Source organism: Stenotrophomonas koreensis, from assembly GCF_001431525.1.
Taxonomy (GTDB): Bacteria; Pseudomonadota; Gammaproteobacteria; order Xanthomonadales; family Xanthomonadaceae; genus Stenotrophomonas; species Stenotrophomonas koreensis.
The window spans coordinates 233,167-247,205 of the sequence record NZ_LDJH01000013.1 but is presented as its reverse complement, the minus strand read 5'-3'; the positions used below and the strand labels follow the sequence as shown (position 1 = coordinate 247,205).

The following is a 14,039-nucleotide window of genomic DNA, read 5'->3' as shown; positions in this document are numbered from 1 at the left end:
CACCCAAGGTCGGCGGCGTGGATACGGCAGGCTGCCCCCCCTCAGTCGGTGCGCGCTCAAGCAAGCTCGGCCCGTAGCAGGCGAACCAGCTGCCGATGAAATTGGAAATCACCGGTGGCGAGCCTCGTTGCCCAAGCTCTGCCCGCACATTGATATGGGTCGGCGCCTCCCCTCGGGAGATGATGCTCTCGATGGCGGCAAACGCATCGCTGCGGTCAATTCGGGTCACGCGGGGCATAGGGGTTTCATCTGTGCTGAGTAAATAAATAGTAACACGATAATTACGTATTACGTAATAAATTTAGGAGATTAAAGCTTTGGGTCAACCAGGACTGCACCCTGCAACAGCCCGTGGCGAGACATCCGCCGGCTGCCCCATCCAACCATAACCGCCCCGGGAGCAAGCTTTCACCCAGATCCGGCAAGGCTTCAAGCCCCTCGGAAATTTTTGTGAAAAAAAGCTTGTGCTGCCCTGCGTGTCTGGCTATTATTTCGTTCTCGGCAACACCGGGGCCATAGCTCAGCTGGGAGAGCGCCTGCATGGCATGCAGGAGGTCAGCGGTTCGATCCCGCTTGGCTCCACCACTTCAAACACTAGGCCGTTTGAAGACAACAAAATTTGATGATCAATGCGTCCCCATCGTCTAGAGGCCTAGGACATCACCCTTTCACGGTGGCGACCGGGGTTCGAATCCCCGTGGGGACGCCAATCATCACCCTTCCCTCCCAGGGAAGGCCAGTCGCAAGACTGGAAGGTTACATCGGGGCCATAGCTCAGCTGGGAGAGCGCCTGCATGGCATGCAGGAGGTCAGCGGTTCGATCCCGCTTGGCTCCACCATTTATCAGACACTAGGCCTGTCTGGTCAGATGCAAGTTCTTAAGACGTCCCCATCGTCTAGAGGCCTAGGACACTACCCTTTCACGGTAGCGACCGGGGTTCGAATCCCCGTGGGGACGCCATCACAACCCTTGGCACGCCAAGGTCTTGCAGGTTGAAGAGTAGCTTCTACCTCTTTTCAGTTGCAGATGCCTGGATATACTGGGCAGACACTTCAGCCGAAGTGGCGGAATCGGTAGACGCAGCGGATTCAAAATCCGCCGCCCTTAAAAGCGTGTGGGTTCGAGTCCCACCTTCGGCACCAAACAGTCAACCCCTGATGATCAATAATCAGGGGTTTTCTGTTTTTGTACCTGCCGCCCAAGGCGGGGAAACAGAGACTGGGACGCCATCGTACAAGCCACGGCCATCACTACCCGAACGGGTGCGGCACTGACTGCCTGCACCAACGGCTGATGATCAAGTCTCACGGCGTCCCTGCGAAACAGGAACGAAATAACACCCTTGCCAAGGCACTGATGCTCAGCGGTAGTGGTGCTGCAACTGCCTGGCCAGCACTTCCTCGTGCAGCCCCTCAAGTGCCATGACCCTGACACGGCCAACGCCGTGCAACTGCATGGTCTTTTCCACATAGATCTCGATACCGTTATCGCCTTCAGCCTGCAGCTTGCGCAGGCCATACGGCATCATGCCCCGCGTACCGTCCTTGCTGCCCCCGACGTAAAGCACATGCGTCATGGGTTGGATCTCCTGTCGTGCGTTCTTGCGCCGACAATGATCTGCCAGGAAGCCTTAAATTTTCGTGTCAAAAACCTAATTCAGATGTGATGCGTGGTTGAAATGTGCGCTTATTCACGCAACCACGGCCACCATCCTCGACCGGTCAGTGCATAGCGATCGGCGGCCTGTTCAAAGCGGTTGCCGGCACTGACCCCGCCGCAGAGCAGATACAGCGGCAGGAACAGCACGCCAAGCACCATGTACTGCAGTACATGGGCTCGTTCGTGGTCGCCCAGACGCATCGATGGCTGCTGGCACCAGCCCGCACGATGGGCATAGCTCAGGCAAGGCCTATCCAGATCCTGGCCGGTGGCCAGGATGACATTGCCAAAGGTGATCGCCCCACCCGGGCCCCACGGGTAATGCAGGAACACCAGGGCCCCATCACGCGCACTGATGCTCGGCCGGGCGCCCCACGGCAGGGCCAGCAGACCGCCGGCCAGGCCAATCAGGCTGTTGGGCAAAGTCCAGACCCCGCCGAGCATCCAGGCCAGCATGATCAACGCCCTGCCGCCGTGGCGGCCTGGCCTATTGGCGTGCACGCAACCAGCCATCGATGCAGGCAGGCACTTCACGCTGCGCGCGCGAGGACACGTAAATGCCGATATGGCCACCGGCGAAGCAGTCCTCGGTGTAGTCCTGACTGCCGATCAGGCCGCGCAGGGCCTGAGAGGATGCGGGTGGAACCAGATGGTCCTGGGTCGCGTAAAGATTCAGCACCGGCATGGTCACCTGCGACAGGTCCACCACTCTTGCGTCCAGCTGGATAGTGCCGTGGACAAGGCCATTGTCCTGGTAGAACTGCTTGATGAATTGCGCAAACGCCGTGCCGGCCATGTCCGGGGAATCGAATATCCACTTTTCCATCCGCAGGAAATCTGCCAATGCCTGCCGGTCGTGCAGGATGTCGAGCATGGCCACATACTTGTGCAGGTTGAGCTGGAACGGCTTGAGCATCAGGTAACTGGCATTCATCAGGTCCGCCGGGATATTGCCCAGCGTCTGCACCAGGGCATCCACGTCCAGGGCGCGCGCCCAGTTGCCGAGCATGTTGTCGGCGGTATGGAAATCGACCGGGGTAACCATCGTGATCAGGTTGCGCACCCGCGCCGGCTCCAGTGCGGCATAGCACAGGCTGAGCACGCCGCCCTGGCAGACACCGAGCAGATCGATGCCCTGCTGTGCGCTGGCCTGGCACAAATGCCTGACCGCCCCGTCGATGTAGCGCAGCACATAGTCTTCAAGACGCAGGTAACGATCCCCGCGATCCGGATACCCCCAGTCCAGGACGTACACGTCATGCCCCAGGGCCAGCAGACGCTGCACCAGCGAGCGGCCCTGCTGCAGGTCGATCATGTAAGGGCGGTTGACCAGCGCGTACACCACCAGCAGCGGCTGGCGGGGTGGTCGTTGATCGTCCTCATCGGCCAGGAAGCGATACAGGCAGACCTTGCCGTCCTGCCATACCAGCTGCCGTGCACTGGCGCCGACCACCACCTCTTCCAACTGCGGCAGCAACTGCAGGCCATCAATCAATTGCTGCTGGATGCGCGCGCCCTCAGCGGCCAGCGCAGCCAGGTCAAACCCCAAAGGACTGCGCGCCATGACTCAGCCCTTGCTCCGGTCCGCGCGCGGCGCGCGGGCGGTTTTCGCCGCCCCCGGCCTGGAAGCGGGTTTTGCCCCGGCGCCCCCGGCCGGCTTGCCGTCGGCGGCCTGCGGCTTTTGCCTGGCAGGCTTGGCAGGGCTTGCGGCAGCCTGCATCGCCAGCAGCTGCCGCACCTGTCGCTCCAGGGTGTCGATACGCAGGTAGGCCTGATCCAATTCCCGCCGGCTGGCAATCCCGAGGCTGGCAAACAGCCGGTCCGCCTCGCCCTGCTGGGTCTGCAGCAGCTGCATCTGCGCCTGGCTGAACTGGGCCGCCGCGCGAGCGAAATCTTCACTCATCGCCACCTGCTGCCAGGCATGTTCGGCCGCCTCCACCCACAGATCCAGCAGCGCCCGGGCATTGGCCAACGGTGCTTGTTCATGGCCGCGCAGCAGCTGCTCGAACTGTGCCAGGGCCAGCTCGCGGACCTGCCCGAGCAGGGATTGCCAGTGCGAAAATTCCGCCTGCGCCTGGCGCTGTTGCCGGCCCAGCTGCTGCCAGCGCTGCATGTGCTCACGCAGGGGGCCGAAGGCAGGATGGTCCAGCCAGGAGTCGGCACCCGGATTGCTGGTCCAGGCATTGCCGGCAAACAGGTCGGTCAGTGGCAGGGCGTCGGGCCACAGCCCTTGCTGCAGGATCTGCCGCCAGGCATTGGCGATGCCGGCACTGTCCAGCTCCTGCTCCAGGGCCTGGCGGGCCAGCTGGTGGATCGCCTGCAGCCAGGGGCCGCCGGCCGCCGCGCCCAGACCCTCCATTCCCGGAGCACTGAACACCCCCGGGCCCTGCGCCCCCTGCCCCGGTGCAATGGCCTGCTGCAGCGCACGTGCCCACGCACTGAAGTACTCATTGAGCTGACGGCCATACGGATCTGAAGCGTGGTCGGTGTCGTCGTTCATTGCGGCAGCGATCAGAAGCAAAAAACGATCATAACAGTGCGCGACGGATCGGCTTAAGGCTTGGGAATACGCAGGGTTTTACTGATCATCAAACTGCCGGACACGGCAAACATCAGCACCAGAGGGTGCAGCTGCCACGGGCCCAGCTGCCAGACCCCGCCCCACAGCTGCGGGCCCAGCGCTCCTTGCCAGGCGGCAACGGCCAGCACCACCACCAGCAGCAGGCTGGTGGGGATCGGGGTGCCTTCAAAATACGGCACCTTGTCGTCTTCGCCGGCCAATGTCTCGGCAGTGACGTTGTAACGGGCCAGGCGGCTGACCCCACAGCAGACAAAAAAGCTCAGCACCAGCCAGTCCCATCCCCCCTGCATGCCGCAGGCATAGGCCAGGGCGGCCGGAGCCACGCCGAAGGAAATCACATCGGCCAGTGAATCCAGCTCGCGGCCCAGGGTCGAATGGGTTTTGCGCCAGCGGGCGATCCGCCCATCCAGTGCGTCCAGGATGAAAGCCAGCGGAATCAAGGCCATGCCCAGCAGCAGGTAGGAAATCTGGCCGTCCTGCAGGAAGCGCAGGGAGGCAAACACCGCGCCGGTACCGCAAAAGGCATTGCCAAGGGTGAACCAATCGGCCAGATGGAATTCACGCAACATCGAAAAGTGACGTTTCATGGAAGCTCACAACGCAGGAATGGACACAGGGTAGCGCTTGTCCGGCCGGCGCAGCCAACCGGTTGTGCACGCCCGGAGGCAGGCGGCATGCCCGTACGCGGCCGGCGCAGGCGTGTCTGCCGGGCCCGCCGCGGCTGCGCCCAGCGCCCAGCGATCACAGCCGGCTGTAGTTCCAGGACAGCATCTGGCCATCGCGGTAAGGCATCACGCCGTGGAACGGCCGGGGATCGGCATCAAACACCAGCGGCAGGAAATGACGGTCACCCTCCCACATCGGCAATGCATGCAGTTGCTCCCTGTCCACCCACTCCAGGCTGCCTTCCGGATTGCTCGACAGCGCGGTACCGGTGAAACCATCGATCAGGAAGATGAAGCCCAGCCAGTCCTCGCCGTTCTTGCCAAAGCCCGGCCAGCTCAGGGTACCGCGCAGTTGCATCGAGGTGACCACCAGCCCGGCCTCCTCGGCAATCTCACGGCGCATCCCTGCAGCGATGTCCTCATCGCGTTCCAGCTTGCCGCCCAGGCCGTTGTACTTGCCCAGGTGCTGGTCACCCGGACGCGCATTGCGGTGGATCATCAGCACCTGCCGGCGATCAGCGGACAGGATGTAACCCAGCGTGGCCACAATCGGGGTGTAAGGCATGTTCGGGGCACCGTTGTGCAACAAAACCGTGATTATGACTGCCCGCCGCGGGCAAGGTCAGCCGGGCAGCCGGATTTGGCGCCGCAACGTGGCCACGCCATGGCCTTGCCGGGACAGGTAGCCCAGCCATTTGCCGAGGAAGGTGTTCATCCGCAGCCGGTGGCCAATGATCTGGCGCGCAGGGGCATCCAGGCCGATGACATCCTGCCAGCGGCGCCCGACATAGCAGTGGGTGGCTTCGGCCAGCCCGGCATCGCGGTACAGCCGCACATGCGCCGAAGGGTCCGGCTGGCCGGTGAGCGGATCGCACAACAGGTAGCTCAGGCGCAGCTCCTGGGTGTAGCGGTGGTTGGCCAGCACTTCCAAACGCAGATCCAGGCCGTCACCGACACAGGACAGGTACGTGCCATCAGCCAGCTCGGCCGGTGCAAACAGGCGCTGCAGCAGCGCCAGGTTTTCTTCCTGCAGCCCGATCAACCAGCCCAGCCGGCTCATCGACGGGACCAGGCCATGCGCACGCGGCGGCAGCGAGATGGTGCTCTGGGCTGTCAAACTCACAACATCCCGCGATTCAGGTCCAGCGTGGTCATCACCTTGCTGGAAATTTCCTCGATCGAGGTATGGGTGGTGCTCAGGGTCGGAATCCGCTCCATCCGCAGCATGGTTTCGGCCGCCATGACTTCACGCCGGCAGGTCTCCAGTGACGCGTAGCGTGAATTGGGCCGGCGTTCCTGGCGTACCTGGGCCAGTTTTTCCGGGTCGATGGTCAGGCCAAACAGCTTGTTGCGGTACGGACGCAGCCGCGGCGGCAGGCGGTCGTGCTCCAGATCCTCGTCGGTCAGCGGGTAGTTGGCCGCGCGGATACCGTAGTGCAGCGCCAGGTAGATGCAGGTTGGCGTCTTGCCGGCCCGTGAGACGGCCACCAGGATCACATCGGCATCGTCGTAGTTGATGGCCACCCCGTCATCGTGGGTCAGGGCAAAGTTCATCGCATTGATGCGGCGGTGATAGCGCTCGAAATCGACAATGCCGTGGGCCTGGCCAACCCGGGCCATGTGCTTGGCGTCCAGTTCCGCCTCCAGGGTGGCAAGGAAGGGCGCCATCACATCAATGACCAGCGCCCCGCTCTGGCGCAGCCGCGCGGTGCGGGAAACATCCACGCAGGAGCTGATCACGATCGGGCGCACCTGGTAGCGCTCGGCTGCCAGCACGATGCGTTCACAGGCCGCCTCGGTCTTGGCCGGATCATCGACGAAGGAAAGCCGGTCGGTGATGAAGTTGAAGCCGGAGAACTGGGTCAGCAGGCTGTGGCCAACGGTCTCAGCGGTGATGCCGGTGCCGTCGGAGACATAGAAAACCGGGCGGGTCGGCAGCGCATCCACACTCATGGCAAGTCACCGATGAAACAAAACGGAAAGAACGCACAGTAACTTGTTTCAGTTCGGTGTGCACTGCATCATATGCGCACTTTTCCTACGGACGTGGCCGGCAGCCCACACCGGGCGATGGCACAACGGAGCATCGCGTTGAACGAGAACATCCTGTGGTTGCATGAGCTGCGTCTGGCCGATCTGGCCCGCGTGGGTGGCAAGAATTCGTCGCTGGGCGAAATGATTGGCCACCTGGCCGGTCTGGGCGTCTCGGTTCCGGGAGGCTATGCCACCACCTCCGATGCCTTCAAGGCCTTTATCGCCCACAACAACCTGTCCCAGCGCATCTTCGACAAGCTGGCTACTCTGGACGTGGAAGATGTCAATGCGTTGACTGCCGCCGGCAAGGAAATCCGCAGCTGGGTGATCGATGCCCCGCTGCAGCCGGAGCTGGATGCCGACATCCGCACTGCCTATGCCCAGCTGTGTGCCGAGAACGGCGGCGGCGAAGTGGCGGTGGCCGTACGCTCCTCGGCCACCGCCGAGGACCTGCCCGACGCCTCGTTTGCCGGCCAGCAGGAAACCTTCCTGAATGTGACCGGTGCCGATGACGTCGTGCACAAGGTCAAGGAAGTGTTCGCCTCGCTGTACAACGACCGTGCCATCGCCTATCGCGTGCACCACGGTTTCAAGCACGAGGACGTGTTCCTGTCGGCCGGCGTGCAGCTGATGGTGCGCTCGGGCGTGGGTTCGTCCGGCGTGCTGTTCACCCTGGACACCGAGTCCGGCTTCCGCGACGTGGTCTTTGTCACCTCCTCCTTCGGCCTGGGTGAAATGGTCGTGCAGGGCGCGGTCAACCCGGACGAGTTCTACGTCTACAAGCCGACCCTGGCCGCCGGCAAGCCGGCGATCCTGCGCCGTTCGCTGGGCTCCAAGGCCATCCGCATGGTCTATTCGGACGTCCCGGGCGAGCGCGTCAAGATCGAGGACACCCCGGCCGAGCTGCGCACCACCTTCTCCATCTCCGATGAAGACGTGCAGGAGCTGTCCAGGCAGGCGCTGATCATCGAAAAGCACTACGGCCGCCCGATGGATATCGAGTGGGCCAAGGACGGCGTGTCCGGCAAGCTGTTCATCGTCCAGGCCCGTCCGGAAACGGTGAAGTCGCGCGCCAAGGCCACCCAGATGGAGCGCTACCTGCTCCAGGGCAAGGGTGAAGTGATCGCCGCCGGCCGCGCCATCGGCCAGAAGATCGGTGCCGGCGTGGCCCGTGTGGTCCGCTCGCTGGAAGACATGGACCGCGTGCAGCCGGGCGACGTGCTGGTGGCCGACATGACCGACCCGGACTGGGAACCGGTGATGAAGCGCGCCAGCGCGATCGTGACCAACCGTGGCGGCCGCACCTGCCACGCGGCGATCATCGCCCGCGAGCTGGGCGTCCCGGCCGTGGTCGGTACCGGCAACGCGCTGGACCTGATCAGCGACGGCCAGCAAGTGACCGTGAGCTGCGCCGAAGGCGATACCGGCAACATCTATGCCGGCATCCTGCCGTTCGAGCGCATCGTCACCAACCTGGAGAACATGCCGCCGGCACCGCTGAAGATCATGATGAACGTTGCCAACCCGGAACGTGCGTTCGACTTCGGCCAGCTGCCCAACGCCGGCATTGGCCTGGCCCGTCTGGAAATGATCATTGCCGCGCACATCGGCATCCACCCCAATGCCCTGCTGGAATACGACAAGCAGGACGCCGAGACCAAGGCAAGGATCGACGCCAAGATCGCCGGCTACAAGGACCCGGTGAGCTTCTACGTTGACCGCCTGGCAGAGGGCATCGCCACCCTGACCGCGTCGGTGGCACCGCATCCGGTGATCGTGCGCCTGTCCGACTTCAAGTCCAACGAGTACGCCAACCTGGTCGGCGGCCCGCGCTACGAGCCGCACGAAGAGAACCCGATGATCGGCTTCCGCGGCGCCAGCCGTTATGTCGATCCGTCCTTCGCCAAGGCCTTCGCGCTGGAATGCCAGGCGGTGCTGCGCGTGCGCAACGAAATGGGCCTGGACAACCTGTGGGTGATGATCCCGTTCGTGCGCACCCTGGAAGAAGGCCGCAAGGTCATCGAGGTGCTGGCCGAGAATGGCCTGGTCCAGGGCGAGAACGGGCTGAAGATCATCATGATGTGCGAGGTGCCGTCCAATGCCCTGCTCGCCGATGAGTTCCTGGACATCTTCGACGGTTTCTCGATCGGCTCCAACGACCTGACCCAGCTGACCCTGGGCCTGGACCGCGACTCGGCCATCGTTTCCCACCTGTTTGACGAGCGCAACCCGGCGGTGAAGAAGATGCTGTCGATGGCCATCAGTGCTGCCCGCGCCAAGGGCAAGTACGTGGGTATCTGTGGCCAGGGCCCGTCCGACCACCCGGATCTGGCCGAGTGGCTGATGCAGCAGGGCATCGAATCGGTGTCGCTGAACCCGGACACCGTCGTCGATACCTGGCTGCGCCTGGCCAAGCTCAAGGCCGAAGGCTGATCCAGCCTGCCACCAGTGCCAACAAAAAGCCCCGCGCAAGCGGGGCTTTTTGTTGGTCGGGAATCGGGCGCTGGCAACGAGGAACGAGGAACGAGGAACGAGGAACGAGGAACGAGGAACGAGGAACGAGGAAAAGCTTCGCGCTGGTCGGCTGGATTGACAACAAAAACCCTGCATCAAGGCAGGGTTTTTTGACGATTACCGGTGTTTTGTGGCGCTTATTCCGCCTTCGGCAGGCCGGCCAGTTCGCCCATGAACTGACGGTAGTGCTTGAGCTCGTTGATCGAATCATGCACATCGCTCAGCGCGGTATGGCTGCCGGCCTTGCTGACCCCGGCCAGTACCGATGGCGCCCAGCGCCGGGCCAGTTCCTTGATCGTGGACACATCCAGGTTGCGGTAGTGGAAATAGCGCTCCAGGCGCGGCATCAGCCGGTGCAGGAAGCGGCGATCCTGGCAGATGGTGTTGCCGCACATCGGTGACGCGCCAGCCTTGACCCACTGGGCCAGGAAGTTGACCGTATCGGCTTCGGCCTGGGCCAGCGTGATCTGGCTGGCGATCACCCGGTCCCACAGGCCGGAGCGACGGTGCTGACCGCGGTTCCACTCATCCATGGCCTGCAGCCGTTCCAGCGGGTGGGCAATGGCATATTCCGGGCCTTCGGCCAACACATTGAGCTGCCCGTCGGTGACCACGGTGGCGATCTCGATGATCGAATCGTTGTCGGTATCCAACCCGGTCATTTCCAGGTCGATCCAGATCAGGCGGTCAGTGTTGGCAGTGGCATTCATGCAGGCGGGCCTTGGCTAGGGAAACAGGTCGCCAGCGGTGCAGGCAACCGGCCTATTCTACGCCGGGCACATCACGCTGGCCCGCATCGTCGGGCAGTGGCAACAACGGGCGGCCACGTTTGGCACGGAAGTAATTGCTCAGGGTCACACTGGCCAACGGCCCCAGTACGCCGGAGGTGACGGCCACACGGTGGTTGTGCCGGGGGTCGTCAATCAGGTTGAAAACACCACCGCAGGCACCGGTCTTGTCGTCGCTGGCGCCAAATACCAGCCGGCCGATGCGCGCATGGATGATGGCCATGGTGCACATCGCACACGGCTCCAGGGTCACATACAGGGTGCAGCCGACCAGGCGGTGGTTGCCCAGCGCCTGGCCACCGGCGCGCAGGGCGATGATCTCGGCATGTGCGCTGGGGTCGTGGTCGAGGATGTTGCGGTTGAAGCCCTCGCCGATCAGCGCGCCATCGGGGCCCAGCAGCACCGCACCGACGGGGATCTCGTCATGCTCGACGCGGGCACGCTCGGCCAGGGCCAGCGCATGCCGCATCCACTGTAAATCACGGGTGTACTGCTCACTCATTGCGCCTGCCTTTAGCAAACAAACGGCCCGGACAACGGCGGGCCATCTGTACCGGGCGATGGAGCGGCTGTCCTGCGCCATCCCGGCGGGGCACGCCACTTCCTTCTCAGGCTTGAATTTTAGCGTCAAAACAGCCGCTTGGACGAAGCTGTCGCATTGGGAAGAAGGCGCACCGTACGCCAGCACGCTTGTGCCCTGGGCGCTCGACCACGCCGCTGCAGGCGCAGACCCTCCCGGGTCAATGGCAACGGCCAGGCGACCGGGAAGCCTGCGCACAAGCCCGCGGCCTTGCCTCACCCGCCTGCAGCGGATGCCCGGGATCGATGGGCATCCGCTGCCGCCTGCTGGCCCCGGCAGAGGAGAAAACCGGGACAGGCGGATGGCCCTCCCCTGCCCGGGATGGCGACGGGCCAGCTACAGCAGGATGCAGGACCACACCACCACGGCCAGCAGCAGGCTCAGGCTGACCGCCGCCGAGGCGACATCCTTGGCCAGGCCGCTGAGTGGATGATGCTCCGGGCCGATCCGGTCGATCGCCGCCTCGATGCCGCTGTTGAGCAGCTCGACAATCAAAACCAACAGCACGCACGCCATCATCAGCGCACGTTCCACCCCAGTGAGCGGCAAGAACACGGCCAGTACCAGCAGCGGTAGCGCCAGCACGGTCTCCTGGCGAAAGGCGGCCTCGCTGCGCCAGCATGCCTGCAGGCCACGCCAGGAGTTGCCGGCGGCGGCCCTGATCCGGTCCAGGCCGGTGCGCGGTGATTTCATCGGCCTGAGCATCACGGACTGCCCGCCGGCTGGCCAGCGGAGGTCGTGCGGCATGCCAGCAACAGGTCACGCGCGGGCCGGTGCACGCTGGTCTGCACATCGAACAGCCCCAGGACGGTGGAAAACAGGGTGTCATGGCTGGTGGGCTGGCGGGACCGTTCACCCACACAGTCCATATCCAACCCGGTCTGGGCGGTGAAGGCCGGCGAGAACCACATCATCAACGGCACCTGCAGTTGCTGCTCCGGGGCGATCAGATGGGGCATGCCGTGCAGGTACAGGCCGTTTTCACCCAACGATTCACCATGGTCGGACAGGTACAGCAGTGCGGTGTCGTAATCCTGCACGGACTGCAGCTGGTCAATGGCCCGGGCCAGCACATGATCGGTATAGAGCACGGCGTTGTCGTAGGCATTGACGATTTCCGTGCGCGAACAGCTGCCAAGGTCCGGGTTCTCGCAGGCCGGCTGAAAACGCTTGAAGGCGGCCGGATAACGCTGGAAATAGCTCGGGCCATGGTTGCCCAGCATGTGCAGCACGATCAGCCGGTCCCCGGCATCGTTTACCCGCCGGGTGGGCAGGTCGCGCAACAGGATCTCGTCCAGGCAGCGCAGGCCATCGCACAGCTGCGGGTCCTTGGCGGTAGCGACCGATTCAAACGGCAGGTCCCGGCACACCCCCTTGCAGCCACTCTGGTTGTCACGCCAGAGCACGTCCACCCCGGCACCCTGCAGCACATGCAGCAGCGACTGCTGGCTGCGGATCTTGCCCTCGTCGTAATCCTGCCGCCCCAGCGCGGAAAACATGCACGGCAGCGAGACCTCGGTGCTGCTGCCACAGGCGCGGGTATCGTGGAAATTCACCACCGGAAGGCGCGCCAGCTCGGGCGTGGTCTGGCGCGGGTAACCACTCAGGCCCCAATTCTGCGCACGCACGGTTTCACCCACGACCAGCACCAGCAGGCGGGGTTTGCGCGCGGCTGCGGCCGGCACTTGATGGGCATCTTCACCGACCGGCAGTAGTGCTGCGCCCTTCAGTGCCGACGACGACGTGGCCAGCCTGCCCAGGCCGTACAGATAGTTGGCCGGCGTGACCAAGTAGCGCACGTGGTGCTGGTTGCGCACCAGCGAGGACAAGTCCTTGAAGGAAATCGCCGCTCCCAACATCATCACCACCCACATCAGCAGCAGGAAGCCGGCACGCACCAGCAGGCCCTGCGGCAGGCTCCGGCGCACCAGTTTCAGCCGCCACAGCACCAGTATCGGCAGGCCGGCATGGAGCAGCAGGTGCTGCACCAGCCCAGGCGTGAGCAGCTCACGTGATTCGGCCCAGTCGGTATGCAGCACATTGCGCAGCATGTCCGCGTCCAGGTACACCCCGTAGGACTGCATGTAATAGCTTGCCCCGGCGGTGACGGCCAGCAGCACGGCCAGCATCGGCCTGGCCCAGGCACGGCCCAGCAACAGGCCAAGCAGCAGGCCATGCAGGCCGAACAGCAGCAGGAACAGGGAAATGGCCAGCCGCCATTGCTGCGCGCCATTGGGGATGGCAGCCTGCCAGAACGCGGCATTGGCGGTCAGGGCCAGGTACACACTGGCGAGCATGGCCAGCAGCTCGACCGTCACCTGCGGCCGCCATTGCCATACGGAGCGCATACGCACGCGGGTGGATCCGGGCATCGGCAATACCGTGGTGTTCATGCCGCACCCCCTGTCTGGCGCGGGCGCAGCATCACCCGGTACAGCCCCAGCGCAGAGGCCCAGCAGATCATTGCGGTAAACAGATCATGCGAAAGGAAATGCGCCCCACGCAGTTGCTGGTCGATGCCAAACAGCAGGCCCAGGCCCAGCCCGATCACCAGCCCATAGCGACGCCAGGCCGGTTTGACCGCGAGCAGGAAGAAATACAGCGCCAGCCAGGTATAGCCAGCGCTGGCATGGCCGGCGGGAAAGCACCGGCCCGGAGAATCGGCATAGCCCTGCAACAGACCGGCATAGGCCTGGCTGCCACCATAGCGCGCCAGATCCCACGGGCAGTCCAGCGCACTGAATGACTTCAGCAGCGACACCGTGCCGGTGCTGACGAGGGTGACAAGGGCCAGGTAACCCAGCAGCTTTCTCCACCGCTGCCATTGGGGGCGCAGCAGCGATGCCAGCCAAGCCAGCACCACGCCCATCCAGGCCAGGGCCACGGCATTGCGCGCACCGGTATGCAGTACCGACTCGGTCAGCCAGTGCGACTGCAGCAGCCAACGCCCACCTTCCAGCGCGTAGATACGGTCGGCCAGCCAGAGGTCGCCCCCCAGGCCCAGCAGCAAGGACTCACCCACCATGAATGCCGCCAGCGGCATCCACCACCACACCAGTTTTTGCGAAGGCATCGACAAAGGATCAGGACCGGACATGCCGGCATACTGCGCAGCGCCACGTCGGAAGCCGGTGGCCCGGGCGTCGGAAACGTGTCGGACCGTCGTATGTTCTGGGTTAATCTGCCAGGCAACGCAATTCCGACATGTTGCGCCGCA

General features: G+C 63.9%; 15 protein-coding genes and 5 tRNA genes. 6 read left to right on the top strand and 14 right to left on the bottom strand.

The features are described from left to right. Positions 1–238, bottom strand: a 238-nt coding sequence (locus ABB25_RS14335; RefSeq protein ID WP_169787805.1) for a DNA-binding protein, incomplete at its 3' end; no start/stop codon positions are given. A gap of 271 nt (positions 239–509) precedes the next feature. Here ABB25_RS14335 and ABB25_RS09240 point away from each other — a divergent pair. The 5 genes from ABB25_RS09240 (at position 510) to ABB25_RS09220 (ending at position 1,143) form a co-directional block, all read left to right on the top strand. Beyond that, a tRNA-Ala gene (locus ABB25_RS09240) sits at positions 510–585 on the top strand. Between the two features lie 48 nt (positions 586–633). Continuing rightward, positions 634–709, top strand: a tRNA-Glu gene (locus ABB25_RS09235). Positions 710–763: 54 nt separating this feature from the next. Beyond that, positions 764–839: transfer RNA gene (locus tag ABB25_RS09230), tRNA-Ala, on the top strand. A gap of 46 nt (positions 840–885) precedes the next feature. After that, a tRNA-Glu gene (locus tag ABB25_RS09225) sits at positions 886–961 on the top strand. 95 nt (positions 962–1,056) lie between these two features. Beyond that, a tRNA-Leu gene (locus ABB25_RS09220) sits at positions 1,057–1,143 on the top strand. Positions 1,144–1,361: 218 nt separating this feature from the next. On the opposite strand, the gene ABB25_RS09215 is transcribed toward ABB25_RS09220, so the two are convergent. From ABB25_RS09215 to ppsR, 8 genes are all read right to left on the bottom strand, one after another. Next, complete coding sequence (locus ABB25_RS09215) at positions 1,362–1,577, bottom strand: hypothetical protein (RefSeq protein WP_057666089.1); 216 nt, start codon at positions 1,575–1,577, stop codon at positions 1,362–1,364. 110 nt (positions 1,578–1,687) lie between these two features. Continuing rightward, a complete protein-coding gene (locus ABB25_RS09210; protein WP_244477783.1) occupies positions 1,688–2,116 on the bottom strand; it encodes a hypothetical protein in 429 nt (142 codons plus the stop codon). 31 nt (positions 2,117–2,147) lie between these two features. Beyond that, complete coding sequence (phaC, locus tag ABB25_RS09205) at positions 2,148–3,224, bottom strand: class III poly(R)-hydroxyalkanoic acid synthase subunit PhaC (RefSeq protein WP_057666088.1); 1,077 nt, start codon at positions 3,222–3,224, stop codon at positions 2,148–2,150. 3 nt (positions 3,225–3,227) lie between these two features. Next, positions 3,228–4,160: a poly(R)-hydroxyalkanoic acid synthase subunit PhaE gene (locus ABB25_RS09200; RefSeq protein ID WP_057666086.1), complete on the bottom strand. Its 933-nt coding sequence runs from the start codon at positions 4,158–4,160 to the stop codon at positions 3,228–3,230. 53 nt (positions 4,161–4,213) lie between these two features. Further along, a complete protein-coding gene (locus tag ABB25_RS09195; RefSeq protein WP_057666085.1) occupies positions 4,214–4,828 on the bottom strand; it encodes a CDP-alcohol phosphatidyltransferase family protein in 615 nt (204 codons plus the stop codon). 154 nt (positions 4,829–4,982) lie between these two features. After that, positions 4,983–5,471 carry an NUDIX hydrolase gene (locus ABB25_RS09190; protein ID WP_057666120.1) on the bottom strand — a complete coding sequence of 163 codons (489 nt, stop codon included), beginning with the start codon at positions 5,469–5,471 and terminating at the stop codon, positions 4,983–4,985. A gap of 57 nt (positions 5,472–5,528) precedes the next feature. Next, on the bottom strand, positions 5,529–5,966 hold the full coding sequence (locus ABB25_RS09185) for a DUF1249 domain-containing protein (RefSeq protein WP_057666118.1): 438 nt from the start codon (positions 5,964–5,966) through the stop codon (positions 5,529–5,531). A gap of 59 nt (positions 5,967–6,025) precedes the next feature. After that, on the bottom strand, positions 6,026–6,859 hold the full coding sequence (gene ppsR, locus ABB25_RS09180; protein ID WP_057666083.1) for a posphoenolpyruvate synthetase regulatory kinase/phosphorylase PpsR: 834 nt from the start codon (positions 6,857–6,859) through the stop codon (positions 6,026–6,028). A 138-nt stretch (positions 6,860–6,997) separates the two neighbouring features. Between ppsR and ppsA the strand changes: the two genes are divergently transcribed. Beyond that, positions 6,998–9,373 carry a phosphoenolpyruvate synthase gene (gene ppsA, locus ABB25_RS09175; protein ID WP_057666082.1) on the top strand — a complete coding sequence of 792 codons (2,376 nt, stop codon included), beginning with the start codon at positions 6,998–7,000 and terminating at the stop codon, positions 9,371–9,373. A 218-nt stretch (positions 9,374–9,591) separates the two neighbouring features. On the opposite strand, the gene orn is transcribed toward ppsA, so the two are convergent. From orn to ABB25_RS09150, 5 genes are all read right to left on the bottom strand, one after another. Then, positions 9,592–10,164 carry an oligoribonuclease gene (gene orn / locus ABB25_RS09170; protein ID WP_057666080.1) on the bottom strand — a complete coding sequence of 191 codons (573 nt, stop codon included), beginning with the start codon at positions 10,162–10,164 and terminating at the stop codon, positions 9,592–9,594. A 52-nt stretch (positions 10,165–10,216) separates the two neighbouring features. Beyond that, positions 10,217–10,744, bottom strand: coding sequence for a tRNA adenosine(34) deaminase TadA (gene tadA / locus ABB25_RS09165; RefSeq protein ID WP_057666079.1), 528 nt, complete (start codon positions 10,742–10,744; stop codon positions 10,217–10,219). Positions 10,745–11,158: 414 nt separating this feature from the next. Next, positions 11,159–11,515, bottom strand: coding sequence for a diacylglycerol kinase (locus ABB25_RS09160; RefSeq protein WP_057666117.1), 357 nt, complete (start codon positions 11,513–11,515; stop codon positions 11,159–11,161). Positions 11,516–11,526: 11 nt separating this feature from the next. Then, positions 11,527–13,170, bottom strand: coding sequence for a phosphoethanolamine transferase (locus ABB25_RS09155; protein ID WP_244477789.1), 1,644 nt, complete (start codon positions 13,168–13,170; stop codon positions 11,527–11,529). Positions 13,171–13,211: 41 nt separating this feature from the next. Beyond that, the gene (locus tag ABB25_RS09150) at positions 13,212–13,895 is read right to left on the bottom strand and encodes a phosphatase PAP2 family protein (RefSeq protein WP_244477782.1); all 684 of its coding nucleotides are present in this window, start codon (positions 13,893–13,895) and stop codon (positions 13,212–13,214) included. Between the last annotated feature and the right edge of the window lie 144 nt (positions 13,896–14,039).